This is a genomic window from Staphylococcus sp. McC-251-APC-3A2 (assembly GCF_009695665.1).
Classification (GTDB): Bacteria; Bacillota; Bacilli; order Staphylococcales; family Staphylococcaceae; genus Staphylococcus; species Staphylococcus cohnii.
Genome location: NZ_VUNO01000003.1, coordinates 144,480 through 170,008 on the forward strand (window position 1 = coordinate 144,480; position 25,529 = coordinate 170,008).

The window sequence follows — 25,529 nt, forward strand, 5'->3', positions numbered from 1 at the left end:
TTGTTATTTAAATGATAATCATTATCACAGATGATATTATATCATTTTTTAGATATGATGACTAATAAATGTTCTATGATAATATGCAATATGTATGCTCTATAAATATGTTTAGGTTTGCCATATTGCATTTTAAACCGTATGATTAATTTCTTATTTGTCGAATTATTGTAACTGTACCTAAATTAAAACCTTGATGCATGGGTATTATCCATGCATCAAGGTTTTAATTTGGATTTTTTCATTATTAATGTTCATCAATTAAGAAACCATTACCGTAAACATCACGAACATCATGTATAACTAAAAATGCCTCATTATCGATGCGTTTGATTAAACGTTTCGCTTTACTAACTTGTGTTTTAGTAATAACAACATACAATATGTCTTTTTCTTGTTTAGAGAAATAACCTCTACCATTTAATATTGTTAAACCACGTCCAACCTGTTCATCAATCACTTTCGCTATTTCATCTGGTTTACTAGAAATAATCGTCATTGCTTTTTTCGTATTTAAACCTTCTATAACATAATCCATTACTTTTGTACCGATATAAAGTGAAATCACTGTGACTAACGCACTCGGAACAGGAATTACTGTTAATGATATTGCAACAACAATTAAATCAAAGAACAACAGCGCATATGGTGTACTAACATCTAAATATTTATTAGCTATTCTAGCTAATATCGTTGTTCCAGCAGTTGTCCCTCCTGCAAGAACGATAACACCAATACCTAGACCTACAGACATACCACCAAAAACTGCATTAACTAATATGTTACCTGTCTCAATTTTCCAACTCACTGTTAATTCCAAAAATAGTGAGATCAATATTGTCGCCACTATCGTTAAATACATACTTCTCTTACTTAAAAACTTGTAACCGATGGCAATAAGTACTGCATTGAATACAAAGTTTGTTACACCAGGAGAAATGTGAAAGGCATAATAGAGTACGATAGCTATACCGGTCACGCCTCCTTCGCCTAAATCAGCAGATATGATAAAAGTATTAACGCCTGCTGAAAATATAAATGACCCAATTACAACAAATAACAAATCTCGTACTGTTTTATTCACCCACATGACCCCCTCAAATTAACTTCAATCAATTGAATATTAGCAAACTATAGAACTTACCACAACATCATTCGAAAAAAATTCTGAACCACATACTTACAAAAGCTTGATTTTATAAGGTTTGTTTTTAATATTATTTTAAAAGTTCAAAAATTCTGAATTTTCGGTTTACTTATACACTTTCCTTTGCTATAATAAAATCTATCTTCTTATTGATTGCCAATAAGAAGCCATCTCCTTTGTGTTGTTTATAGTAACATACAAAACAATTTTTGCTCGAGTATATTTTTAGTACCTAGTCCTTACTATTAATATACAATTAATTCATTTCCCGTAAAAGCCAAGTAATATTGAATGTGTCTCCTCACTTCAATTACTTGGCTTTATTTTTATTTTCAAAACATCATGTTACCTAACTCACAACTACTAGTGCAAAAAAGGAGCGCTATTGATATCAATCATTAATTGATCTCACACGCTCCTTTTACATGTTTATTAATATGAATAAATACCTTATTACAACTTTTCACTTGATTGACATACCCTGAGGCTGTTTCAGCATCTATCATTTTATAATGATCCACTCATTAAAAAATGCTTTACCAAGCAAACAAACCAACAAATCCAGCAGTCATTAGCGATACTAAAATACCCGCAAGTAACATCATTGGTACATATTGCGAAACAAAATCAGATGTTTTCTTATCTACAATTCCTTTTAATGTTCCAATAATCATTCCTATTGTTGAGAAGTTAGCAAATGATACTAAAAATGTTGCAATAACTGCACGTCTGTGTGGTGAGTATGAATCAATGACATCTTTAATTTGGCCCATCACCACAAATTCGTTCGTTACAATTTTCTTAGCCATTTGTTGCGCAACTATCCACGCCTCGTCAAACGGTAAGCCTAACAATAAAGCAAACGGATACATAAATGTACCAAGTATTTGATCTAGACCAAAGCTTCCTTTAATACCAGCCCAACTGCCGACGATACCTGTGATTAAATTAATAAAACGATCAATTAAATCAGAAAGTGCAACAAAACTAATTACAAAAGCAATGATGATTAAAATCAATTTACCCGCATTTAATACTGAATCACCTAAAAATGAGAAAAATGGTTGTTTCTCAATTTCTTCATTGCGAATACTATAAATAATATCTTCTTTTTCTTCTACAGTAACAGGATTTAAAATAGAAGAAACAATAATTGCATTAATGATATTTAATGGAATAGCTGTTAACACTAAATCACCAGGTATCATTGATACATATGCGCCAACAATTGCACCAGAAATCGAACTCATCGACATCATCGCTACCGTTAAGACACGTGTTTCTTTCATGCGTTTCAATTGTTCATTTGAAACTGCTAATGCTTCTGTATTTCCTAAAAACATCATTTCAATACCAAAGAAAGACTCGAATTTTGGCTGACGTGTAATTTTAGCTAAAACCCAACCAATACCACCTATAACTTTGGGTAATACATTAAAATACATCAAGATATCAAATAATGGCACTACTAATAGTATTGGAAATAGTGCACTCACAGCCATATCCATCATTTCAGTATTTGTCCAACTGGCAAATGCAAACCCTGTACCTACATGTGCTGAATCAATGACCCATGAAATACCATTTGCTAATAATTGAACGCCTGCTTTCCCCCAAGGGAAATACATAAAGAACCACGCTAAGAACAAGTTAATCACGACTAAAATACCAATTGATTTCCATTGGATAGCTGATTTCTTTCTAGAAAAAAGGACAGCAATACCTAAAAACACAATTAACCCAATAATATTAATTAGTAAAAACATCATACACCCACCATTTCCTATTAAATAAATAATTAATTGAATATTTAAAAGCAACACTCGATTATGTATAAGAATTATTAAGATGAGTATATTTTCTCTCGCTCATTAAAAAAGTTGTAAAGATTAATTACACAGTGGTAAATATACTCATCTTGAATTTTGTTACCCATTTATTTAATTTCATTCTTGATAAAAATCTATCATTCCCCAAATGATCGTTACTCATGAATTCACAATAATTATACCATGTATGTACTTTATATAAAGTAAAAATTTTATGGTTCGTTTATAGTCAAAAAACATATTTATCTAACAACAAATTATACGTGTTTTTAATATTACTTTGTTAAATTTTGTGTATGAACAAATTGTTGATATTTTTCATGGCTAGCAATCAACTCCTGATGAGTACCTACACCTGTAACACTACCGTTATCAATAAAAATAATTTGTTCTGCTTTTTTAATTGTAGATAGTCTATGGGCAATCACGATAGTTGTTCTGTTTTCCATCAATTCTTCTAAAGCATCTTGAATCTTTCGTTCACTTTCGCTATCTAAGTTAGCAGTTGCCTCATCCAATAATAAGATGTCTGGGTTTTTAACAAAACTTCTCGCAATATCTATTCGTTGACGTTGGCCCCCTGACAATTTTAAGCCTCGCTCACCAACGATTGTGTCATAACCATCTTCAAACGCTATAATAAATTCATGACAATTTGCTAATTTTGCATAGTAAATTAATTCCTCATTTGAAACTTCACGATTAATTCCATATAAAATGTTGTCTCTGATTGTACCATTCATCATTGAATTAGATTGCATAACATAACCAATTTTTTCACGCCAATCACCTAGATCTATATTATAAATCGATTGGCTACCATAAGTGATATCACCTTGTTCTATGTCATACATTCTCTCTATAATATTAAAAATTGTACTCTTACCTGAACCTGAAGGCCCCACAAAAGCAGTAATGCTACCAGAAGGTATATCAAAATTCACATTTGTAAGAATTGGTTTATTACCGTATTTAAAATGTACATTTTCAAATGATAAGTTACCATCGATGATTGGTTTAGCTTGTTCTAATTCAAATACTTCAGTAGGTTCTTCCATTATTTCATATATACGACTACTTGCCCCCACAGCCTTTTTATAATCTGTAACCAAAGTTGATAAATTGATGATAGGTTGTGTAAGTTGTATAACATAAAAAATCATTGCAATTAAGGTTCCAGCTGTAATTGCCCCAGTAGAAATTCGAATTGCACCAAATCCTAAGATAACTGCAATTGTTAATAACATAATCACACCTGATATAGGTTGTATGATAGCTGTAATCTTAGCTTGCTTTAGTCCTAAAAAGTATATTTCTTGTAAATTTTTATGCGCATTGTTTAACTCTGTTTTTTCTGTACGTGAAACTTTTACTAGGCGCATTTCTGTTAATACACGGCCTAGTAAACCACTGAAATTCGCAATCTCGGTCTGAGTTTTTTTAGAAATATTTTGCATAATTTTACCTAATGGAATCATAATTAATACAAATATAGGTATCGTGATAAAAGTTAGCAAGGTCATTTGCCAATCCATCACAAATAGCATTATTAAAGAACCAATAATAGTCAACACAGAAGGTAATAAGTTTGGCAATTTTTGTGAAATAAATTCATTGATTACTTTTGTATCGTCTGTTAAACGACTCATTAATTGTCCACTTTCATTTTTATCAAAAAAAGGCATTTTTAAGTGAATTATGTGTTTCCATAAAACAGATCGAATCGCGTATATGATTTTCTCACCGATTTCACTCAATAAATACAGTCCTATACCACTAAGTAAAGCATTGATAATAAATATTGAAATAAATGCAGTGATAAACATCCAATTAATATTTTCAAAAGAAAATTTATCTACAAGTTTACCTGTAAAAAACGGAACTACTAGTCCTGTAATACTACCTAATGAAGAAATTAAAACAGCTATGATAATCAGACCAACAGGCCATGATAATTTTTTAAATAAGTAGAATAATGGATTCTCTTGATTCATGTCTAATTTACCTCTTCTAAAAATATTTTAAATTACCTCTTACTTATATTAATTATGAGCAGATGAATTTCGAAGTAATAAGTTAAATTAATTTCAACTTATTTTATCATGTTTTACACAATAATTTTCAATTAATTAGTTATTAAAAATATTCTTCTGTGTAACATTTTATAAACTACATACAATATGCTAAAATACTTCTATTGCAATAAAACAGAACATGTTAAGAGGGAATGTAATTATGAGAAAGTTAATTCTGGCAATTGTAACTGTACTCTTCGTCGGTTCAATTATAACACCTTTTGCCAAAGCTGAAACAGTAACACCTACACAGGCGGCAAATCAATATGGTTATAACGTTACTGATAATTATCAACCTGAAGGTGCAGTAAATATCGCTCAAACTGGTCAAATTCTTTATCAATATAATGCTGATAAAGAGTGGTATCCTGCTTCGATGAGTAAATTAATGACCATGTATTTAACACTCGAAGCAGTTAATAACGGGGATTTATCTTTAGATGATAAAGTTAAAATCACAGACAAACACTACAGAATGTCTACTTTACCTGAATTAAGTAATACCAAGCTTTATCCTGGAGAAACATACACGATTAAAGAGTTACTCCAAATCACAGTTTCAAATTCAAGCAATGCCGCAGCACTTATACTTGGACAAGAAGTATCCGGAAACCTGTCAGATTTTACAGATGCAATGAACAAAAAAGCAAAATCAATAGGTATGAAAGATACACATTTTGTTAATCCAACAGGCGCGGAAAACAAACAATTAAAAGACTTCGCACCTAAAAAATATAAAAATGAAGAAAATAATACATCAACAGCTAAAGATTTTACAATTTTAGCTCAACGTACCATTCAAGATACACCGAAAATTATTTATTTCACTAAACAATTAGCTCCAACCCAACACGGTGTTACATATTATACATTCAATCATTCTTTAGAAGGTGCGGATATGAGCTTAGAAGGTACTGATGGTTTGAAAACTGGTTCTAGTGATATTGCAGATTACAATCATACTATCACTACAAAAAGAGGTAACTTTAGAATTAATCAGACAATTATGGGTGCCGGTAACTATGACAACTTAGGCGGCGAAAAACAACGTAATATGATGGGAAATGCCTTAATGAACATGTCTTTTGATCAATTTAAATACCAAAAAATTATTTCTAAAGGCAATCACGAAATTAATGGGAAAACATATTATGTAGAAAAAGACTTATACGATGTGCTTCCAAAAGATTTTGATAAAAATGATTATAAATATGTAATCGAGGATGGTAAATTACATATTGAGTATGACCGTAAATTCATTTCTGAAAAATACGGTCCTCCAACAGTTAATGTAAGTAAACCAATCCTACATCAAACTACTACAGTTGTGAAAACGACGTGGGATGAACATCCAATTCTCACTTTATTAGGAACGATTTTAATCATAGCTGCAATCGCAATTATTATTTATCTTATTATCGAAACTTTCAAAAATAGAAAAAATCATAAATAAAGTACCCGAATATCAGTACCAAAATTCAGTCCCGAAAAGATGCTTTAATTTAGCAATCTTCTCGGGGCTTTTACTCTGTTGATAATTCGATGACTAAACAAATTGAGGCTGGGACATTATAAAGTCCCAGCCTCGCTTAATATATTTACTAAACATATGATTTATTAAAATTACAATTCATTATCGACAAATCATTGTCAATTTATTTTTCTGCATCACCATAAAGTTCTTTTTTGATTTTAGTAGTGGAAATGCCTTCTGTACGGTTAAGGTAAATCACTTCACATTTATCTTTCAAGAAGTCAAATTCACCTTCCCAGTCATGCCCCATTACAAAAGTATCGATTTCATAACGATCAACGTCTATCTCTTTTTGTCCCCATCCACTTTCAGGGATTACAAGATCAACATAACGAATAGACTCTAACATCATTTTTCGTTGTTCATAATTGTAATAAGACTTTTTATTTTTAATGCGATTAAATTCATCTGTAGATAATGCAACTACTAAATAATCGCCCATTTCTCTAGCTCTTCTTAATAATTCAATGTGACCATAATGTAATAAATCATACGTTCCATAAGTAATAACACGTTTCATACGCTCATACTCCTTAACAAAATTTAATTAAAATTTACATTTTTTAAAAGTATAGCACACTGATTTAAAGTTTACGAACTATACCCAAAATTCATTTTTTTAGTATTTGTTTTAATTTCAACTTGCCCCTGAATTTTACACGTTTCGGTAACACTTCAATTTGAAAACGGTAATAGTTCGGTCTACCAATGCCAACATTAAGTAATGCTTCTTGCCATTTTTTATATAATGATTTATTCCAGTTCTTACCACATTGTTCAACAACCTTAATTATTCTAAACATTGCCTCTCCTGCATAATCTGCTTCCTGCATATTATGCATATAAGTCGTTACAACATCTAAAAATGAGTCTGTTAGTTTTTTATTATTTGTGAGATATGCTTGAAGCAAATAACTGACAATGAGCTCATCCATACGATAACTATAATAAATCCTTTCTTCTCTTAACAACAATGTATCCATCACTCTATGTCTTACTTTAATCGCATCACTCATGTAATTTACAAATCGATCTGCCCTTTGAGCTGTGACTGACCCTTTTTCTTCATGATAACCATACACAATAAATGGTAATAATTGTACATCCCGCGCTTTCTTATACGCTTTTATCATAAATGTATGTTCTTCGCAAAACACTACATCTTCATCAAATCGTAAGTCTTTGAATGTGGCACTGAATAACTTACCTCCAGGTCCGATAGACTGCATCATTTCAGGACATTGTGCTAAATTTACTTTATCAAATTTTTGTATTGGCTGATGCGTATAAAAACTTTGCCATGTGCCATTATTTAACCTACCAATTTGTCCTAATACAATATCTACATGTTCATCCTGTTGAAAGTAATCGGCCATAGCATCTATACTATTAGGCAAAAACACATCATCTGCATCTAAAAACATAAAAGCATCACCTGTGACGTAGGCCAATGCATTATTTCTACTCATCGCTGCACCTTGATTTTCCTGATTAATAATCCGAATGTTTTTGTATGCTTTTTGTAATCTTTCTAAAACTTGTTTACTCTCATCTGTTGAACCATCATTGATACAAATAATTTCATAATCTTGCTTTGTATCTACAGAACTTATCGCTCTTTGAATTGTATTTGCTGCATTATAAACGGGTATGATAATTGATATTTTCATGTTTTCACCATTTTCTCTATATGATTTATAACCTGATTCAAACTATTTTGATCATTATAGTCATGCCAATTTTTAAATAACGGCTTTAATTCACTTGCATGTGCTTGAAGTATATGAACGATGCCTTCTTCACTATATGCTTTATAAAGTTCTGGAATTTCATAATAATATGAATTTAGCCCCCGTACTTTTTCATAATTTGCTTCATCGTAGACATAAAATAGCGTTGGCTTATTTAATAAACTTGCCTCTATTGCTAATGAACTGTAATCTGTGATAATAACGTCCGCCATAATCATTAGTGATTGTAGATTTATATGATTTTGCTTATCTTGAGGTAAAGACGGATGCAATTTACTAATCAATGTATATGAAGGCAACGCTGTTTCAAAACGCACTTTATCAATAACTTGATTGGCTTGATGATGTTCGCGGTACGTTGGTACATAAAGTGCTAATTTATCCTTGATACCATATTGTGATTTTAATGCTTGTTGCTTTTGTTTGATGTCTAAATTCGTATATGGAACAAGCCGTGGCAATCCAGTTCTTAAAAACTGATTATCGCGTGCGCCAAATGAGACTTTAAAGCAATCCGCCATTGGCTCGCCCCCCACTAAATATTTATCAGTAGCCTGATAAACTTTTTTATATTGCTTCACCATTTTTTTATTATTTAAATCTACTTGGTGGTCAGTAAGTCCAAAATTTTTCAAAGCGCCAACAGCGTGCCAGGTTTGAATCATTGTCTGTTGTGATTTCTTTTTGAAACCACCAAATAATAAATAATATGTATCTATCACTATGATTTTTGCCGTACTCATCGCCTTTATATGTTTGAAGACTTGTTTATTGCCTGCAGGTATAAATGTCACATTGTCTAATCGTTCAACATGTTTTCTATTTATTTCCTTAGCAATCACTGTCACTTTATAAGATTTTCGATTTAATGCTTCAATAATTGGAATTACATCTTCAACAAATGTCATCATGACCACAATATGCTGTGGATCTATTTTTTTCTTTACATATATCAAATTTAAAAAGCTAATGATTGTCATATAAAGCTTTTTTATTAACTGTCTCAAATTTCCACCGCCGGTTATTATTTATTCTCTTTTATTATAGCTATTTTATATTTAAAATTATAGAAAAATCCTTTAACGACATTTAAGCCATCAAAGGATTTAATATAACACGTTTTTGTCTAAATTCCATTACATAAAGTCTGCAAAATGATCTCTATAACGCATATGCAAAATTGATCCTATAACAAATAAAAATACGATGATAAAGAAGTTATAGAATGTTAATTCCCAATGTGTAATAAAATACCATTCATTGTATAGAACAGATGCACGATACGCCTCAGCAAGATAATATATTGGATTTAGTTGCATAACATCTTTAACAATACCTTCTGGCGGTACGATTAAAATAGATGAAGCAAAGAATACCATTCTCATTAATGCTTGTATTGCTGGTTGTGTATCTTTTACTAGTACACCTAACGTAGAAGTAAACAGCGCTACTGTTGTAGTGAAAATTAGTGCAAACGGCACATATAAAAATAATTGTAATGTATAGATTGATGGATAATATCCGCCTAGCATACATAATAAAATAACAGCAACTAATAGTGCGATATGCCCATAGAACCTACTCATCACTATATATGATGGTATAATTGATAATGGGAAATTCATCTTAGCGACATGATTATATTTACTTGCGATGGATTTCGTACCTTCTAAAATACCTTGGTTCACAAAGAACCACATACTAATACCAACGAGTAACCAATAAATAAATGGCACACCCTCGATTGGATTATTAGTTCTAATTCCAAGACCGAATACAAACCAATAAACCATAATTTGCATTGCTGGATTAATTAATTCCCAAGCCATACCAAGGTAATTATTGGTGTTAGTAATTTTAACTTGGAACTGTGCTAACCTTTGAATTAGATAGAAATTTTTAAAATGCTCTTTTAAGACTACCCACACTGCACTCATTTAAATAAACCACACTTTCAATCAATTTGCTAATCATAATTATGCTATAAAAAAGACTTCATTCAAATCTAATATACGCTTTGTTATTAATCTTAACAACCTATATTTAATTAAGTAAATTAAATATTTTATGTGGTAAAAGCGGATGTGCTTACACATATGATTGTTGTATAATAGAAAAACAACTATGCTAAAATGACTTCATTTTAGTTGATTTTATAACTTAAATTCAGTAAACTTTAACAATTGTATAAGAACGTTATCTTAAAATTTGTACTCACTTACTTTACAATAGGTTAATAAATTTAACAACTAATATATAATATAATATACTATATACTATCTGCAAATAAGGAAGGTAAAATTATGAATGTATCGGTTAACATTGAACATGTAACTAAAGAATACCGTATCTATCGCAATAATAAAGAGCGTTTAAAGGATGCTTTAGTCCCTTTTAATAAAAATAAAACCTTTTATGCGCTGAATGATTTATCACTAACTGCATACGAAGGTGATGTTATAGGTCTCGTAGGCATCAATGGGTCAGGCAAATCTACGCTTAGTAATATTATTGGTGGATCCCTATCTCCTACTGCTGGAGATGTTGATCGCCACGGTGAAGTTAGCGTAATTGCAATTAATGCTGGTTTAAATGGACAGTTAACAGGTATTGAAAACATAGAATTCAAAATGTTATGCATGGGATTCACAAGAAAACAAATTAAAGAATTAACACCTGATATTATTGAATTCAGTGAATTAGGAGAATTCATTTATCAACCTGTTAAAAAATATTCTAGTGGTATGCGTGCCAAGTTAGGTTTCTCAATTAATATCACGACAAATCCAGACATTCTTGTCATAGATGAAGCATTATCTGTTGGAGACCAAACTTTTGCTCAAAAATGTTTAGATAAAATTTATGAGTATAAAAAGCAAGGTAAAACCATCTTCTTCGTTAGTCATAATATGAAACAAGTGCGTGAATTTTGCACTAAAATCGCATGGATAGAAGCTGGGAAATTAAAAGAATTTGGAGAATTAGACGAAGTCCTACCTGAATATGAAAAATTTCTGAATGGTTTTAAAAAATATTCCAAAGAGGAACAAAAAGCATTTAGAAATAAATTAGATAATTCAAGATTTGAAGTTAAATAATGTTATTACGTATTAAATGTAATAGATAACGACTGTCCAATTGCATAGCAATTTTAATGGACTGATAATCATCTCGTTAAACTAGTAATTGTAAAACATATCAAGCTCATTTTAGTAAAAAAACCGGCTATAGCTCAAACGATGCTATAACCGGTTTTTATTATTGCTTGGTTTTTTGCTTAATCACTTTAAATACAAATTTCGGTATTGCTTTCATTCTGCCAAACCGCTTCCAATCAATGATAAAACGATAAACCCATTCTATATTTAATTTGCGAAATATTTTTGGTGCTCTTTTTTTCGTTCCACTAAAAACTTCAATAGATCCACCGACACCCATCAGTAACGTCTGTTTAAAATGATTATCATGACGTTCAATCCATTGTTCTTGCTTTGGATAACCCATACCAACGAAAACATAATCTGGATTAAATGAACTAACGTGTTTCAATACTGTTTCATCTTCTAAGTTAAAATAGCCATGATGATAATCAAAATTAATATTGGGGTATTTTTCACTTAATTGACTTACAGCTTTCACTACAACCTCGTCTTTTGCACCTAATAAAAAAACTTTTTGATAATTAGCATTAGCAATCTTTAAACACGCTTCCATTAATTCTATACCTGGTACACGCTCTTTCAATGGTTTTTTTAGCAATTTTGAAGCCATAACTACACCTGTACCATCTGGAATTACATAGTTTGCACTGTTGATCAACTTACGATAAATTGCATTTTCGGTAGCAAAATCAACAATTTCAGGATTAGCAGTTACAATAAATAAATTTTTGTCAGTTTCTGATTCAAAAAAAAGTTTTACGCGGTCACGCATTTCTGTCAGTGTTACATTATCAAATAAAACAGATAATACGTTTACCTTTTCTAATTGATTAGCTCTTGTCATGATTGGTTATCTCCTAACTCAACTCTTTTTCTCGATACGCTATAATATTTTTCTTGTAATATGAATACAGTCACTCTCGCATATATTACAATATCCATAAAACCTAGGTCAAACAGTGTTAAGCGATAATATACGACAAAAGTCCAAATGCTTTATGGGTGTTCTTACTTTATACTGTTATATGTGAGATGCTGTTTTATCAATACCGTATCTCGTAAAACATCAAATAATCGTATTATACAAATGAGGTATTTCATGTCTAAACTACATGCATTTTTCAGCTCGTCCATTCAATTACATCTTTACTGGATTATTTTGGTTGCCATAATCTATATCATTATACATACTTATCGATATAAATCCATAAACCAACTTTTAGATATCTATTTCAATTATATTCCTGTATTAACACATGAGTTCGGCCATATATTATTTAATAAATTAAGCGGAGGCAAAGCAAGAGACTTAGTGATTGTCGCAAGACCATCAGAACGTCTAGCAACATCTCAACAAGGCTTCGCCATAACACAATCAAAAAATGGCCTCGGGCAGTCCATCACCACATTTGGTGGCTACGTTATGCCCCCACTTATGTTATATATAGGTTTTCTATCAACGCAATATCAATATCCAAGTTTATTTATCACTGCCTACCTATTAATATTTATATATTTTGTATGCTTAACTTCTAGAAAGTTGTTACCAATGTTCATCGTAATACTTTTGATTTTTTTATTATATTGCTTCTTCAAAAGTGAAAACCAATTGGCGATACTTTATGTTGTAACTATCACACAACATTTTATATTAGGTGTTTTACTAGGAGAAGTACTTCAATCTTCTTGGACAATATTCAAATTAACTATCTCGACAGATGAAATCACTTGGGATGGTAGTACTTTAAAAACATTGACTCATATTCCAACTTTTATCTATAGCTTTATTTGGATAGCCATCAATTTATTTACAGTTTATCAATTATTCCGAGTGTATTTTATTCCTTAGACCGCTTCAAAAAAAGCGAAATCTAATTTTTATTTAGATTTCGCTTTTTCGTTTCAACTAAACTGTTAACTTTTAAATATGATTGCAATGCCACGCTTTTTCACATACTTTAAACAAATAATTTTACTAGATCAGTCTAAATATCAACTTAAAAAATGCTAGTATTCAATTTATTATTTTTCCGCATAAATATGTTTAGCATTGTCATAACTCAGTACAATCACTTTTTCTTCTTTCTGCACCATCATCACTTTATTCGTATCATCTTTATCTAATATTTTTATTTGTTCACCAATCAATATGGATTTACTCGTTAAATAAACTAACAATTCCGTTCTATCTCGCACACGTTTTATCGTCACTAGATCACCCGCTTCAAACGACAATAAATCTGTAGTATATATCTCTTTGTATTTATTGTCTCTAGGGATAACACCACCGTGTGGACAGGTTACTGGATAATCTAATAATTTATCTAACCGTTCAACAAATAAGTGTGAAACTTTATGTTCTAGTACCTCAGCTTCCTGATGTACCTCTTCCCAATTATATTCTAATATCTTAATTAAAAATAACTCTAATAATCGATGTCTTTTTATGATATCTAAGGTATATGTCAATCCTTCTTCTGATAGCTGCACACCTTTATATGGCTTCGTTTCTACAAATCCTGATTTCTCTAAACGATTCACCATTTCACTTACAGATGGTGGTTTGATATTTAAATACTGGGATAATGTCTTGTTTGAAACGAAAGAATAATCGCCATTATGGGTTAAAATTGCCTTTAAATAATCTTCTTTTTCTTCAGTTAGCATGGTTTCACCTCTCAAGTCATTCACTTTATTGTATCACGAATCTACTTGACACGCTAAAAGTTAATGTTATATTATAAATTAAATTAGGTTAGCCTAAAATTTAATTTAAGGAGGTAGAAAAATGTTAGAAATTAATAACTTAAATCTCACTTTGGGGAATAAACATGTCTTAGATAATATCAATTTAGAAATTCCCATAAAAGGTGAAATTATAGGTATTATGGGACCCAATGGAGCTGGTAAATCTTCCTTGCTCAAATCAATTATTGGTGAATTCAAGTCAACAGGCATTGCTAACTTACATAACATTGCTATACAACAAACACTTAAAAATGTTACATATATCCCACAAAAAGCGCATATTGACTTAGACTTCCCAATTAAGGTAGAAGATGTTGTACTTTCGGGTGCTTACAAAGATATTGGTTGGTTTAGGTTTGTTACCCCTAAAACGCGAGCTAGACTTAATCAGCTGCTAACAACATTAGAATTGCAAGATTTAAGAAATCGACAAATTTCTGCACTCAGTGGTGGTCAATTACAAAGGGTTTTAGTAGCGAGAGCACTCATGACAGAAAGTACGCTCTATCTTTTAGACGAACCCTTTGTAGGTATCGATTTCCACAGTGAACAAATCATAATGTCTCAATTAAACGAGCTTAAAAAAGCCGGTAAATTACTTTTAATTGTTCATCATGATTTATCTAAAGCAGAAAAGTATTTTAATCGTGTTATTCTTTTAAACAAAACAATTCGTTTCTTTGGAGAAAGTCATGTTGCTATGCAACCAGAGCATTTAAACGAAACTTTCTTAAATCCCACACAAGAAGATCAAGAAAAGTCAGAATCGGCATAAATAGAAAGGAAGTAACACGATATGGAATTTTTTCTACACCTATTTGAATACAAATTTTTAAGCAATGCATTGATTATTTCAATTATTGTAGGAATCGTTTGTGGTACAGTAGGTTGCCTCATTGTACTAAGAGGTCTTTCCCTTATGGGAGATGCAATGAGTCATGCAGTTTTACCTGGTGTTGCGTTATCGTTTTTATTCGGCGTTCCTATGTTTATTGGAGCGTTAGTGACAGGTATGATTGCAAGTATCTTTATCGGATTTATTACTAAAAGTAGCAAGACCAAGCCTGATGCAGCTATAGGTATTAGTTTTACAGCATTTTTAGCTACCGGGGTCATTTTAATTAGTTTAATTAATAGTACCACCGACCTATATCATATTCTTTTTGGAAATCTATTAGCAGTTACACACGCTACTTTTTGGTCCACTGTCATAGTTGGTTTGATTGTTATGGTTTTAATCATAACTTTCTATAGACCATTAATGATTTCTACATTCGATCCAATTTTCAGTAGAATGAGTGGTTTAAACACTACATTCTTACACTATTTTGTGATGTTATTGCTCTCACTCGTTACAGTAGCAAGCATACAAACAGTAGGTATTATATTAGTTGTTGCATTATTGATTACGCCTGCTTCAGCTGCATTTTTAATCGCTAAAAAACTACATACGATGATGATCATTTCCAGTCTTATTAGTGTTATAAGTTCAATCGTCGGAATGTACTTTAGTTACATTTATAATATTCCAAGTGGTGCAACTATCGTCTTATGTGCGTTTATCATTTATATCATTATTTTCACTTGTAATAAAATGCAATTTTTCTCAAAAAAAGGAGCAATTTAATGAAAAAATTATTAACAATTACAATGATTCTTATATTATTTTTAAGTGCATGTGGCAAAGGAAACAACGATTCTACTTCGCAATCCAATGAAAAAATAAAGGTAGTAACAACAAACTCAATCCTTTATGACATGGTCAAAAACGTTGGTGGCGATAACGTAGAAATTCATAGCATCGTTCCAATCGGTCAAGATCCACATGAATATGAAGTAAAACCAAAAGATATTAAGGCATTAACTGATGCTGACGTTGTATTCTATAACGGTCTAAACTTAGAAACAGGTAACGGTTGGTTTGAAAACGCATTATCACAAGCTAATAAGTCATATGAAGATGGCTCTGTTGTTAAAGTTTCAAAAAATGTTAAACCTTTATACTTAAACGGGGCTAAAGAAGGCGATGAATCAAAACAAGATCCTCATGCTTGGTTAAGTTTAGATAATGGTATTAAGTATGTAGAAGAAATAAGCAAAGCCTTGATTAAGAAGAATGACAACTATAAAGATGATATCCAAAGCAATACCAAAGATTACATAGCTAAATTAGAAGATTTGAAAAAAGAAAGTCACGATAAATTTAATGATATACCGAAAGAACAACGTGCGATGATAACAAGTGAAGGTGCTTTTAAATATTTCTCAAAACAGTTTGATATTAAACCTGGTTACATTTGGGAAATCAATACTGAGAAACAAGGTACACCTGAACAAATGAAACAAGCTGTAAAATTTGTGCAAGACAATAACCTTAAACATTTACTTGTAGAAACGAGTGTGGATAAGAAAAGTATGCAAAGTCTAAGTGAAGAAACAAACTTAGATATTTATGGAGAGGTTTATACCGATTCTATAGGTAAGAAAGGTTCTAAAGGTGATTCATATTTTAATATGATGCAAGAAAATATCAATACTGTTCACGGAAGTATGGAATAAAATAAGGCTATTTAACCTACATTGTAGGTGAGTAGCCCCATACCGTACGTTTCCCTCCTAATGACGTACGGTATGGTGGTATTCAAGCCTTAAATCATCTATCTCCCTTAACTCCATCAATGGTTGGCTCCTCCCCCCATTGATGGAGATTTTTTTTAGTCTTACTTTTCAGCTCTGCTGAATTAGTAAGACTTATGCATGAGCTTTGCTCAGGCGTTCTCCCTTTATACTTTTCAGCTCTGCTGAATTAGTAAGACTTATGCATGAGCTTTGCTCAGACGTTCTCCCTTTATACTTTTCAGCTCTGCTGAATTAGTAGGATTGATGTACAACTAAAATCATAATAAAAAAAGACTAATCCACCAAAATGGATTAGTCCTAATTTTTTAAAAGAAGTTGCATCTCACAACTTCTTTCATCTGAGCATGAAGTAAAGTTGCCAACCATTTACTTTAATCTGTTAAACTATCAACGATAATCATCTCATCATAATTAATCGCTTCACGTAATTTTAGCGCAGTAACTTCACTAATTTCTTCGTCTTCAGTAAGTTGATTCAGAACACGACGCTGTTCTCTAAGTGCACCCAATTTAATTTTAGTGATAGAAGTTTCACTTTTTGGATTAAAGAAATTAGAAGGCGTTAAGTTTTCAATTCTCATTAAATAACTATCACAAATCATGCCTACTTCTAATTTATTTTCTTCAGTCGTTTCTTTACCTAAACGACTAACTACACGATAATGCACGGTCCTCATAACATTAGAAATTTCTCTCAAGTTTTCAATCACTGATAACGAGGATGCTGCATTCGTTCTCACTTTTGTTTTAATTCTACTTTTTAAAATAAATGTTTTTAATTCCACTTTAATACGTTGAATTAGAGAAGATTGTTTATAAACCTGAGTACGTTCCGCATAGCGCATATAGTTATCTAAGATATTTGTTGTTATATCACCATTAGATACCAAACTATTCAACGTATTATTTTCAACATCAAAAGCGATTTTTTGTAACCGTTCTAACTCTTTGGTATTTTCATCTTCGTTCTCAACGGTTTTAAGAAATGCTAATTTATCATGATATTCTTTAATAACATTACCATATAGATAACTAGATTCTTCAGAAGATAATTTATTTAAGTGTTCTATAACATTTTCTAAAATATATACCCTTGCTTTTTTAAAGCTCATACCGTGTTGTTTTGGTTGAACCGCATTAGGTGTCACAATAGGTAGCACAAATTGTGCAATAATTAAACTTATAATGACCATACCGGATGCGATAAATAATAAGTCATCTCTAAATACAAACGAATGATGATCTGCCAACATATAAGGTAATGTTAAGGCAATCGCTAAAGAAATTGTCCCATGTACACCACACAACGTCATAATGAAAGCATACATACCACGTTTCGGTGGTTTCTCAGTGACTTTCGTATTGTCTTCATAATTCGTAAGTATTTTTTGGAATGGACTGATTGGTAAATAAAAATAAGGATATAAAACAAAAACCCATAAAAATCTAAATAAATATATTGCTAAAGCAATTAAAACTGTAACTACAATTAGAAAAATAAAATTATGGGGTTCATTTTCTATAATTCGACCAACAAGTTCTGGAACTAAAAATCCTAAAATAGAAAAAACAAAACCATTTAATGCATAGCCCAATATATTCCAGGTATGGTTATAACTCATTTGTAATCTAGTACGTGCTTGTGCAATTCGGTCGCGTTCAAAACCATGTACCAAACCTGCTACTACAGCTGCAATAATACCTGAAGAATGAAACATTTCAGCAACGAGATATGTAATAAAAGGCGTCACAAGCTGTATAAATGTAAACATATTTATATTTTCTATACCTCTTCTGGAAAGTGATACTCTAAACCTAACGAGTGCTACGCCAATAATTAAACCGACAATAAATCCACCAATTGAGGATACTAAAAATTGTTCAACTGCATTCACCATTGAAAAGCCACCCGTAATCAATGCAGCTACAGCAATTTTAAAAGATATGATACCAGCAGCATCATTTAATAATGATTCACCTTCTAAAATTGTCATAGAGCCTTTGGGTAGTACTTTACCATTCGTAATTGCTTGAACAGCAACAGCATCAGTTGGACATAAGATTGCAGCTAGCGCAAACGCGGCAGCTAATGGAAGCTCAGGCCAAATCCAATGTACAAATAAGCCAACTACGATTACAGTAGTTACTACAAGACCTAATGCCATCATTAAAACCGGTTTGATATAACGCCTTAAATGCACACGAGAGACTTTTACACCTTCAACAAATAATAGCGGTGCTATCAAGGCAACCATAAATAATTCCGAATCAAAATGGAACTCGACGGGAACTGGTGTAATATACAGTAACATACCGAGGATAATTTGAATAAAAGCTAAAGGAATTTTAGGTAATAGTATATGCACTAAAGAACTTGCGATTACTACCGCTAAAAATATAAGTATCGTTTCGAATATTTGCATGGTTTCACCTCTTTTCAACATTTAAACTTTCATAATTGTTGAGGTTGAAACAAAAATACAATCGTTTATTTATGAACATATTGTGTCTCAAACTCTTACATATCTTTGTTTATACGAACAATGATGTTTACCTGATATGTATTTTTTTACATTAACACAATTACAAATATATATAATTTTATCATTTTTTTAGTAGCCACTAAAATGTATTGCACTTCAACCATGATAAAATTTTGTTATTTCACAAACATCAATACTAACAAAACATTTATAACGTTATATATAAATAGCGGATTAGAGATCAAACTTAATTTTGATTTCTAACCCGCCTAGTCTAATATATAACCTACAAGTAGGTTGTATTTAAATTAATACTTATCTTGTTCTTTTTCATTAATTTTATGTCTACGCTCTTCACGTATTTGAGCACGTTTTTTCAATTGTTCAAATGTGTCATTTTCCGAAGCGCTTAATAAGATACTTGTTTGTTTAGGTGCATCACTTTTCCTATACATATAAGCGCCTGTTCGGTATGCTGCTCTAGATATTAAGTGTCCACCTACTGGAGAAGTCAAATTGATAAATACCAATGCTAAAATCATCCTAACACTTAAATAACCTTGTGAAGAAATGAAATAAATGACAACACCTACCAGCGTTAACAATACCGATAATGTAGAACTTTTCGTAGAGGCATGACTTCTTAAAAATACGTCTTGGAACTTAATAAGACCAATTGCACTAATCAAAGCTATAATACTGCCCAAGAACATCATAAACGCTGCAATTAAATTAACGATTTCGCTTGTTATTTGCATTAAAGACATGCCCCCCCTCTATAAATCTTGAAATAGAAACGGTGCTTACAAAGGAAATGATCGCAATCAACAAGATAGAATCTAAGAAAGAAAAAGTACCAAAAACAATACTTAACACACCAACCGTTGACATTAATATGGCACTAGCAGTATCAAATGCAACCACCCTATCAGCCGTCGTTGGTCCTTTTACTAACCTAAACAACGTTAAAATAAGTGCGATACCAAACAAAATAATTGAACTTGTTATAAAGAAATTTATCAGTGATTCGATCATTCTGCCACCTCCAATATGAGACCTTCATATTGTCTAATACTTTTAAGCAGTTTCTGTTTTTCTTTTTCAGAGATATCAATTGCATGTATAAAAATCTTTTTTCTTTCCTTTGAAATTCTAATAACTGTGGAACCAGGTGTAATTATAATTAGAATCGTTAAAAATGAAACTTCCCAATCTGTTTCTAAAGTCGTTTCATATCTAACTAAACCAGGATTTAAGTCTTTCGTTTTAAATAAAATGTAGTTGATTGTGGTCATACTTGATGTAATTAACTGATATAAGTATACCGTTAAAAATTTAAATGCTACCCAAACTTTTTTTAAATAAAATTGTTGGCCAAAAAAACGATGTAGTATATAAATAACTACTAAACCAATTAGATAACCTGAGAAGAAGGTAGAAGCTTTAAATGATTCTTCATCTTGAAATAGCACCCATAAAAATGCAATGACCATATTAAGTAAGACTTGTCTCATTATTTCTCCTCCTTCACTAAATGAGGATTGACCATTTTTTCATATAATCCATCATCCATATTTAAATGGGTAGCATTATCAGTTACTTTGAAAATCAATGGTGCCGCTAGTCCCATACCGATAATTGCTGCTACAAGAATGCCGATTAAGCCTTTACGATATCTAGGAATTGGTTTGAAGTCTATATGTTCACCTTTATCAGAATTACCTAAATACATTGTGAAGAAAATTCTAAACAAGCTAAACATACCAATTAGACTAGTTAAAATCATCAAAGTTAAACCAATATAATTACCATTTTCAACAGCACCTTTAAAAATAAACACTTTTCCAGGGAAACCACTAAATGGTGGCACACCACCAATTGCTAAAATCATTACCACAAATGCTACACCAAAGAATGGTTCTCTTTTAGCTAAACCATATAAATTTTTATATTGTCGATAACCAGTAATATATACTAAGCTACCAATGATAAAGAATAGCAATGTTTTCACAACAATATCATTTGTCAGATAAAAAATAGCACCATTGACACCTGAAATTGTATTTGATCCTAGACCTAAAATTATAAAACCAATAGAAAGAATAACTTGATATGCTGCTATTTTTTTAATATCTCGATAAGCTAAGACGCCAAATGCACCAATTAACATCGTTATACAAGATAAGACAACCAATAGTGGATGTGTAATACCACTATAATTATCAAATAACAGTGTGAAGAAACGAATCAAGGCATAAGCGCCTACTTTTGTCATTAATGCTGCAAATAATGCTGCTAACTCAGTGTTTAAAACAGCATATGCTTTCGGAAGCCACATGAATAATACAAGCGCAGCTTTGGCACCAAATGCAATTAAAAACACCATTGAAATAATTACTACTGAACTTTCTCCTTGCATCTCAGTTAGTCTTTGCGCTACTAAAGCAAAGTTTAAGGTGCCAGTAAGTTTGTATAATAAACCGATGCCTAATAATAACAACCAAGAACCTAAAATATTAAGTACAACGTAAATAATAGCTGCACGTAACTGTTCAACTGATTGTCCTAACGTAATTAACACAAACGACGCAAGCAACATTACCTCAAACATGACATATATATTAAATAAATCTGCAGTTAAAAACGAACCAATAACGCCTACTGTTAAAAACAGAATAAAACTCGGTAAGTAATAACGAATTGCTCTTTTTTCTCTGCTACCAAAACCATATGCCATAATTAACGTAACGACAAAACTCGATGTCGTGACCATGAGTAAACTCAATGAATCACCAACAAATTGAATTCCATAAGGTGCTTTCCAGCCACCAAAATCTAAAGCGATTGGCTTATGTTGCATAACATAAATCAATAACAATAAAGATATGATTGTCGTAATAGACATTGTGCCAATTGAAAAAATTCTTGATAATCTGCTATGTGTACGGATAAATACCAGTACAAGCGCACAAATTGCTGGCAGAAGTAATGGCAGAATTAACAAATTACTCATCATTATCGTCATCACCTCTTAACACATCAATTTCATCTTCTTTAGTAACTCGATATGTTCTATATACGAGCACAAGTAAAAACGCGGTCATGGCAAAACCTATCACAATAGCAGTCAATACAATAGCTTGCAACAATGGATCTACGAAATTTTTACTACCTTCACCAATAAGTGGTTCTACCATATTCTTACCATAGCGACCCATGCTCATGATAATTAAATTTCCTGCGTGTGTATAAATTGAAATACCTATGACGATACGGATTAAATTGACTGATAATATCATATACGTTCCTATAAATATTAAGAAGCCAATCACCATTAACAATATCAAATTCATGAGCGACCACCACTTATGGATAGCATAACTGTTACTACAACGCCTACGACCGCTAAAACAATGCCAGCTTCAAAAAGCGTAACAGTTGTTAAATGTACTTCACCTAATATCGGTAATTGAACGTATGCATCTGTTTGGTAAAGGAACGGTTTACCAAAGAACATTGGTATGACAGCAGTAGCAAATGATACTAAAGACCCGGTGATCATTAATATTCTAAAATCAAGTGGTAAAGCGACTAATACTTGTTTAACGTCGAAGGCCAAGAACATAAGTAAAAATGCAGAACTGAATACAAGTCCACCGATAAATCCACCGCCAGGATTATTATGTCCTGCTAAAAATAAGTAGAACCCGAATGTTAACAATATAAATACAACAATTTTAGTAATTGTTCGTAAGACTACATCATTCTCTTTCATCTTGACCCCTCCGTTCTTTAAAGTTAAGTAATGTATAGATACCCAAACCAGCGATGATTAATACCATACCTTCAAATAAGGTATCCATAGCACGAAAATCACCAAGAATAGCATTTACAATATTTTTACCGCCTGCAAGTTTGTATGCATCGTGATAAAAAGTTGAAATCGTTGGCATAGTTTGACCCTGCTGAGCAATGAAAACAAGTGTAACTACAGTAATCGCCATCATTAATGAAACAATAATCTTAACAGCTTCTCGTTTCTTATGAACTTTTGAACGTGGTACGTTTGGTAAGCGTGAAAAACTTACAATAAACAATATTGTAGTTATTGTTTCTACCACTAATTGCGTCAGCGCTAAGTCTGGTGCTTTCATTAAAATGAAGAATATCGTTACACAATAACCAATAATACCGTTTAATATTACCATCGTTAAACGTTGACGAATAAACGTTAAAGCAATACCTAGAATAAATACAACAATTAGCGTGATGATTTCTAATGGGCCAAATTCACTGACATGTATCTGTTTAACGTCGGGAAATCCAGCTTGGATGATCCCATAAACAACTACTATGATGAAAACCGCTAACGTTAATATAATATAATGATTCAAACGATTATTCATCAATGTACGAATACTATAACCTGAATAATTTTCAAACTGTTTATATGAGTCTAAATAAACATCTGTTATAGATTTGACTCTAATTTTTTCGGATTGTTTTTTCCAATCAATTTTAAGCGCTGCTATAAAACCTACAACAATCACAATGAAACTTAACAACAGCGGTAAATTAAATCCATGCCATTGTGATATATGCGGTGCAATATTATCTACTTTTTCTCCAATTGTGATACTTCGTAATGCCGGTAAAATAATATGATGTCCAAATATATTTGGCACAAAAAACACAATAGGCAACAAAATCATCATAATTGCAGAAGGTAGTGTAAATAAAAATGGTTCATGAGGACTTTGTACTGGTGAATCATTATGTTTAAAGTCTCCCCAGAAAACTTCCTTAATCATGTAAACTGCATAAATAAGCGTGAAAATACTAGCAACAACACCTATCACTGCAATAATGATTGTTAAAATGATATTAAATTGAGGTAATTGGTATGAACTTACCAAACCATCAAAAAACATTTCTTTACTTAAGAAACCATTAAGAAATGGGATACCAGCCATAGATAAAGCTGAAAGTAACATAACTACATGTGTGATTGGCAGTACTTTTCTTAATCCAGACAATTTACGTATATCCCTCGTACCTGTTTCATGATCAATGATACCAACGCCCATAAACAAAGCACCTTTAAATAACGCATGATTCATCAAATGGAAAAGACCTGCGAAGAGAATAAGGCTGTAAACTTTAGATAGTTCACCAGTAGTATGTTGTGCAAAGCCTCCACCGAGACCGACCATAGAAACAATCATACCTAGTTGACTGATTGTAGAATAAGCTAAGATACCTTTTAAATCATATTGTCGAGTGGCATTAACCGCCCCAAAAATCATTGTTATCAATCCGACAAAAGTGACACAATAAATATAAAAATCACTTAGCCCTAAAACAGGCGTAAATCTAAATAGTAAAAATATACCTGCTTTTACCATTGTGGCAGAGTGTAAATAAGCACTCACGGGTGTCGGTGCTTCCATGGCTTTTGGTAACCAAATATGAAAAGGAAATTGCGCTGATTTAGTAAATGCACCTAAAAGCAACAAGATAATAATTGGTATAAACAACTGACTATCAGCTATTTTGTCACTTTGCGCAATGATCGATGTAATAGAATTTGTACCCGTAACAATATAAATCATGATAAAACCTGTTAATAGTGCAAGACCACCAAAAACTGTGATCATAAACGATTGGATAGCACCAAATTGACTTGCACCTTTACTGTACCAGTAAGCAATAAGTAAGAAAGATGATACACTCGTCAATTCCCAGAATACATACATCAAAATTGTATTATTTGCTGTAACAATACCAAGCATACTGAACATAAATAACAATAAGTATATATAAAAACGCGGTAAATGATCATGTTCTTTTGATAAGTATTGTGTAGCATAATAAAACACTGCTAGTCCAATGAGCGATATTAACAAACTAAAAAATAAACTTAATCCATCTAGTCTAAAATCTATATTTATATCCAATAATGTGAGCCAAGGGATTTTAATTGATACAAATTGCCCCTTCATTACTTGTGGCAATTGCCATAGAAAGTAAACAGAAGAAATGATTGGAGCGATTAAAGCGATTGGCCCAGCAAATTTATGAAATTTTCGTTTCGTCATTGTGAGCAAAAGTACCATCATAATTAAAATGATCGCACTCAGTAAATAAACTAAACTCATCCT

23 protein-coding genes are annotated in these 25,529 nt (G+C 31.7%); 6 read left to right on the plus strand and 17 right to left on the minus strand.

Features of this window, described 5'->3' with window-relative positions:
- Positions 1-247: 247 nt before the first annotated feature.
- From FYJ81_RS08300 to FYJ81_RS08310, 3 genes are all read right to left on the minus strand, one after another.
- The gene (locus FYJ81_RS08300) at positions 248-1,084 is read right to left on the minus strand and encodes a YitT family protein (protein WP_107384949.1); all 837 of its coding nucleotides are present in this window, start codon (positions 1,082-1,084) and stop codon (positions 248-250) included.
- A 599-nt stretch (positions 1,085-1,683) separates the two neighbouring features.
- Positions 1,684-2,913 carry a NupC/NupG family nucleoside CNT transporter gene (locus FYJ81_RS08305; RefSeq protein ID WP_107384948.1) on the minus strand — a complete coding sequence of 410 codons (1,230 nt, stop codon included), beginning with the start codon at positions 2,911-2,913 and terminating at the stop codon, positions 1,684-1,686.
- Positions 2,914-3,251: 338 nt separating this feature from the next.
- A complete protein-coding gene (locus FYJ81_RS08310; RefSeq protein WP_119517765.1) occupies positions 3,252-4,970 on the minus strand; it encodes an ABC transporter ATP-binding protein in 1,719 nt (572 codons plus the stop codon).
- Between the two features lie 241 nt (positions 4,971-5,211).
- Here FYJ81_RS08310 and pbp4 point away from each other — a divergent pair, with 241 nt between their 5' ends.
- Complete coding sequence (gene pbp4 / locus FYJ81_RS08315; protein WP_107385252.1) at positions 5,212-6,504, plus strand: penicillin-binding protein PBP4; 1,293 nt, start codon at positions 5,212-5,214, stop codon at positions 6,502-6,504.
- A gap of 202 nt (positions 6,505-6,706) precedes the next feature.
- On the opposite strand, the gene tagD is transcribed toward pbp4, so the two are convergent.
- The 4 genes from tagD to FYJ81_RS08335 form a co-directional block, all read right to left on the minus strand.
- The gene (tagD, locus tag FYJ81_RS08320) at positions 6,707-7,105 is read right to left on the minus strand and encodes a glycerol-3-phosphate cytidylyltransferase (protein WP_019468395.1); all 399 of its coding nucleotides are present in this window, start codon (positions 7,103-7,105) and stop codon (positions 6,707-6,709) included.
- Positions 7,106-7,196: 91 nt separating this feature from the next.
- Complete coding sequence (locus tag FYJ81_RS08325; RefSeq protein ID WP_107385251.1) at positions 7,197-8,255, minus strand: glycosyltransferase family 2 protein; 1,059 nt, start codon at positions 8,253-8,255, stop codon at positions 7,197-7,199.
- Complete coding sequence (gene tarB, locus FYJ81_RS08330; RefSeq protein ID WP_107385250.1) at positions 8,252-9,343, minus strand: teichoic acid glycerol-phosphate primase TarB; 1,092 nt, start codon at positions 9,341-9,343, stop codon at positions 8,252-8,254. The genes FYJ81_RS08325 and tarB overlap by 4 nt, the downstream gene beginning before the upstream one ends.
- Positions 9,344-9,472: 129 nt before the next feature.
- The gene (locus FYJ81_RS08335; RefSeq protein ID WP_107385249.1) at positions 9,473-10,273 is read right to left on the minus strand and encodes an ABC transporter permease; all 801 of its coding nucleotides are present in this window, start codon (positions 10,271-10,273) and stop codon (positions 9,473-9,475) included.
- Positions 10,274-10,639: 366 nt separating this feature from the next.
- Here FYJ81_RS08335 and tagH point away from each other — a divergent pair, with 366 nt between their 5' ends.
- Positions 10,640-11,434 (plus strand): teichoic acids export ABC transporter ATP-binding subunit TagH, encoded by a 795-nt coding sequence (gene tagH / locus FYJ81_RS08340; protein WP_107384674.1) that lies wholly within the window; start codon positions 10,640-10,642, stop codon positions 11,432-11,434.
- 160 nt (positions 11,435-11,594) lie between these two features.
- Here the strand turns inward: tagH and tarA are convergent, their stop codons facing one another.
- Positions 11,595-12,341 carry an N-acetylglucosaminyldiphosphoundecaprenol N-acetyl-beta-D-mannosaminyltransferase TarA gene (gene tarA, locus FYJ81_RS08345; RefSeq protein ID WP_107384673.1) on the minus strand — a complete coding sequence of 249 codons (747 nt, stop codon included), beginning with the start codon at positions 12,339-12,341 and terminating at the stop codon, positions 11,595-11,597.
- A gap of 255 nt (positions 12,342-12,596) precedes the next feature.
- Between tarA and FYJ81_RS08350 the strand changes: the two genes are divergently transcribed.
- Complete coding sequence (locus FYJ81_RS08350) at positions 12,597-13,346, plus strand: M50 family metallopeptidase (protein ID WP_107384672.1); 750 nt, start codon at positions 12,597-12,599, stop codon at positions 13,344-13,346.
- A gap of 173 nt (positions 13,347-13,519) precedes the next feature.
- On the opposite strand, the gene FYJ81_RS08355 is transcribed toward FYJ81_RS08350, so the two are convergent.
- The gene (locus tag FYJ81_RS08355; RefSeq protein ID WP_107384671.1) at positions 13,520-14,164 is read right to left on the minus strand and encodes a metal-dependent transcriptional regulator; all 645 of its coding nucleotides are present in this window, start codon (positions 14,162-14,164) and stop codon (positions 13,520-13,522) included.
- Positions 14,165-14,285: 121 nt separating this feature from the next.
- Between FYJ81_RS08355 and FYJ81_RS08360 the strand changes: the two genes are divergently transcribed.
- From FYJ81_RS08360 to mntC, 3 genes are read left to right on the plus strand one after another with little or no spacing between them, the layout of a single operon-like run.
- Entirely contained in the window at positions 14,286-15,020 is a 735-nt protein-coding gene (locus tag FYJ81_RS08360) for a metal ABC transporter ATP-binding protein (RefSeq protein ID WP_107384670.1), read from the plus strand.
- A 21-nt stretch (positions 15,021-15,041) separates the two neighbouring features.
- Complete coding sequence (locus tag FYJ81_RS08365; RefSeq protein WP_119517746.1) at positions 15,042-15,872, plus strand: metal ABC transporter permease; 831 nt, start codon at positions 15,042-15,044, stop codon at positions 15,870-15,872.
- Positions 15,872-16,804 carry a manganese ABC transporter substrate-binding lipoprotein MntC gene (mntC, locus tag FYJ81_RS08370; RefSeq protein WP_107384668.1) on the plus strand — a complete coding sequence of 311 codons (933 nt, stop codon included), beginning with the start codon at positions 15,872-15,874 and terminating at the stop codon, positions 16,802-16,804. The genes FYJ81_RS08365 and mntC overlap by 1 nt, the downstream gene beginning before the upstream one ends.
- Positions 16,805-17,256: 452 nt before the next feature.
- On the opposite strand, the gene FYJ81_RS08375 is transcribed toward mntC, so the two are convergent.
- The 8 genes from FYJ81_RS08375 to FYJ81_RS08410 all read right to left on the minus strand — a co-directional run bounded on the left by FYJ81_RS08375 (position 17,257) and on the right by FYJ81_RS08410 (position 25,526).
- Complete coding sequence (locus tag FYJ81_RS08375) at positions 17,257-19,308, minus strand: cation:proton antiporter (RefSeq protein WP_107384667.1); 2,052 nt, start codon at positions 19,306-19,308, stop codon at positions 17,257-17,259.
- A 368-nt stretch (positions 19,309-19,676) separates the two neighbouring features.
- Entirely contained in the window at positions 19,677-20,126 is a 450-nt protein-coding gene (locus tag FYJ81_RS08380) for a Na+/H+ antiporter subunit G (protein ID WP_019468407.1), read from the minus strand.
- Positions 20,101-20,403, minus strand: coding sequence for a Na+/H+ antiporter Mnh2 subunit F (gene mnhF2 / locus FYJ81_RS08385; RefSeq protein ID WP_019468408.1), 303 nt, complete (start codon positions 20,401-20,403; stop codon positions 20,101-20,103). Before mnhF2 ends, FYJ81_RS08380 begins: the two co-directional genes overlap by 26 nt.
- A complete protein-coding gene (gene mnhE2, locus FYJ81_RS08390) occupies positions 20,400-20,882 on the minus strand; it encodes a Na+/H+ antiporter Mnh2 subunit E (RefSeq protein WP_040029960.1) in 483 nt (160 codons plus the stop codon). Before mnhE2 ends, mnhF2 begins: the two co-directional genes overlap by 4 nt.
- Positions 20,882-22,384 (minus strand): Na+/H+ antiporter Mnh2 subunit D, encoded by a 1,503-nt coding sequence (gene mnhD2, locus FYJ81_RS08395; protein WP_107386494.1) that lies wholly within the window; start codon positions 22,382-22,384, stop codon positions 20,882-20,884. Before mnhD2 ends, mnhE2 begins: the two co-directional genes overlap by 1 nt.
- Entirely contained in the window at positions 22,374-22,721 is a 348-nt protein-coding gene (gene mnhC2 / locus FYJ81_RS08400) for a Na+/H+ antiporter Mnh2 subunit C (RefSeq protein WP_019468411.1), read from the minus strand. The genes mnhD2 and mnhC2 overlap by 11 nt, the downstream gene beginning before the upstream one ends.
- On the minus strand, positions 22,718-23,143 hold the full coding sequence (mnhB2, locus tag FYJ81_RS08405; RefSeq protein ID WP_107384665.1) for a Na+/H+ antiporter Mnh2 subunit B: 426 nt from the start codon (positions 23,141-23,143) through the stop codon (positions 22,718-22,720). Before mnhB2 ends, mnhC2 begins: the two co-directional genes overlap by 4 nt.
- Positions 23,130-25,526 (minus strand): DUF4040 family protein, encoded by a 2,397-nt coding sequence (locus tag FYJ81_RS08410; protein ID WP_107384664.1) that lies wholly within the window; start codon positions 25,524-25,526, stop codon positions 23,130-23,132. The genes mnhB2 and FYJ81_RS08410 overlap by 14 nt, the downstream gene beginning before the upstream one ends.
- Positions 25,527-25,529 lie beyond the last annotated feature (3 nt).

Coding starts and splice junctions, on each gene's coding strand:
- FYJ81_RS08355 (WP_107384671.1), bottom strand. CDS start 14,164: ATGCTAACTGAAGAAAAAGAAGATTATTTAAAGGCAATTTTAACCCAT.
- mnhD2 (WP_107386494.1), bottom strand. CDS start 22,384: ATGATGAGTAATTTGTTAATTCTGCCATTACTTCTGCCAGCAATTTGT.
- pbp4 (WP_107385252.1), top strand. CDS start 5,212: ATGAGAAAGTTAATTCTGGCAATTGTAACTGTACTCTTCGTCGGTTCA.
- FYJ81_RS08305 (WP_107384948.1), bottom strand. CDS start 2,913: ATGTTTTTACTAATTAATATTATTGGGTTAATTGTGTTTTTAGGTATT.
- tagD (WP_019468395.1), bottom strand. CDS start 7,105: ATGAAACGTGTTATTACTTATGGAACGTATGATTTATTACATTATGGT.
- FYJ81_RS08360 (WP_107384670.1), top strand. CDS start 14,286: ATGTTAGAAATTAATAACTTAAATCTCACTTTGGGGAATAAACATGTC.
- FYJ81_RS08335 (WP_107385249.1), bottom strand. CDS start 10,273: ATGAGTGCAGTGTGGGTAGTCTTAAAAGAGCATTTTAAAAATTTCTAT.
- FYJ81_RS08310 (WP_119517765.1), bottom strand. CDS start 4,970: ATGAATCAAGAGAATCCATTATTCTACTTATTTAAAAAATTATCATGG.
- mnhB2 (WP_107384665.1), bottom strand. CDS start 23,143: ATGAAAGAGAATGATGTAGTCTTACGAACAATTACTAAAATTGTTGTA.
- FYJ81_RS08350 (WP_107384672.1), top strand. CDS start 12,597: ATGTCTAAACTACATGCATTTTTCAGCTCGTCCATTCAATTACATCTT.
- tarA (WP_107384673.1), bottom strand. CDS start 12,341: ATGACAAGAGCTAATCAATTAGAAAAGGTAAACGTATTATCTGTTTTA.
- FYJ81_RS08380 (WP_019468407.1), bottom strand. CDS start 20,126: ATGCAAATAACAAGCGAAATCGTTAATTTAATTGCAGCGTTTATGATG.
- FYJ81_RS08365 (WP_119517746.1), top strand. CDS start 15,042: ATGGAATTTTTTCTACACCTATTTGAATACAAATTTTTAAGCAATGCA.
- FYJ81_RS08375 (WP_107384667.1), bottom strand. CDS start 19,308: ATGCAAATATTCGAAACGATACTTATATTTTTAGCGGTAGTAATCGCA.
- mnhE2 (WP_040029960.1), bottom strand. CDS start 20,882: ATGAGACAAGTCTTACTTAATATGGTCATTGCATTTTTATGGGTGCTA.
- tagH (WP_107384674.1), top strand. CDS start 10,640: ATGAATGTATCGGTTAACATTGAACATGTAACTAAAGAATACCGTATC.
- FYJ81_RS08410 (WP_107384664.1), bottom strand. CDS start 25,526: ATGAGTTTAGTTTATTTACTGAGTGCGATCATTTTAATTATGATGGTA.
- FYJ81_RS08325 (WP_107385251.1), bottom strand. CDS start 8,255: ATGAAAATATCAATTATCATACCCGTTTATAATGCAGCAAATACAATT.
- mntC (WP_107384668.1), top strand. CDS start 15,872: ATGAAAAAATTATTAACAATTACAATGATTCTTATATTATTTTTAAGT.
- mnhF2 (WP_019468408.1), bottom strand. CDS start 20,403: ATGATCGAATCACTGATAAATTTCTTTATAACAAGTTCAATTATTTTG.
- mnhC2 (WP_019468411.1), bottom strand. CDS start 22,721: ATGAATTTGATATTGTTAATGGTGATTGGCTTCTTAATATTTATAGGA.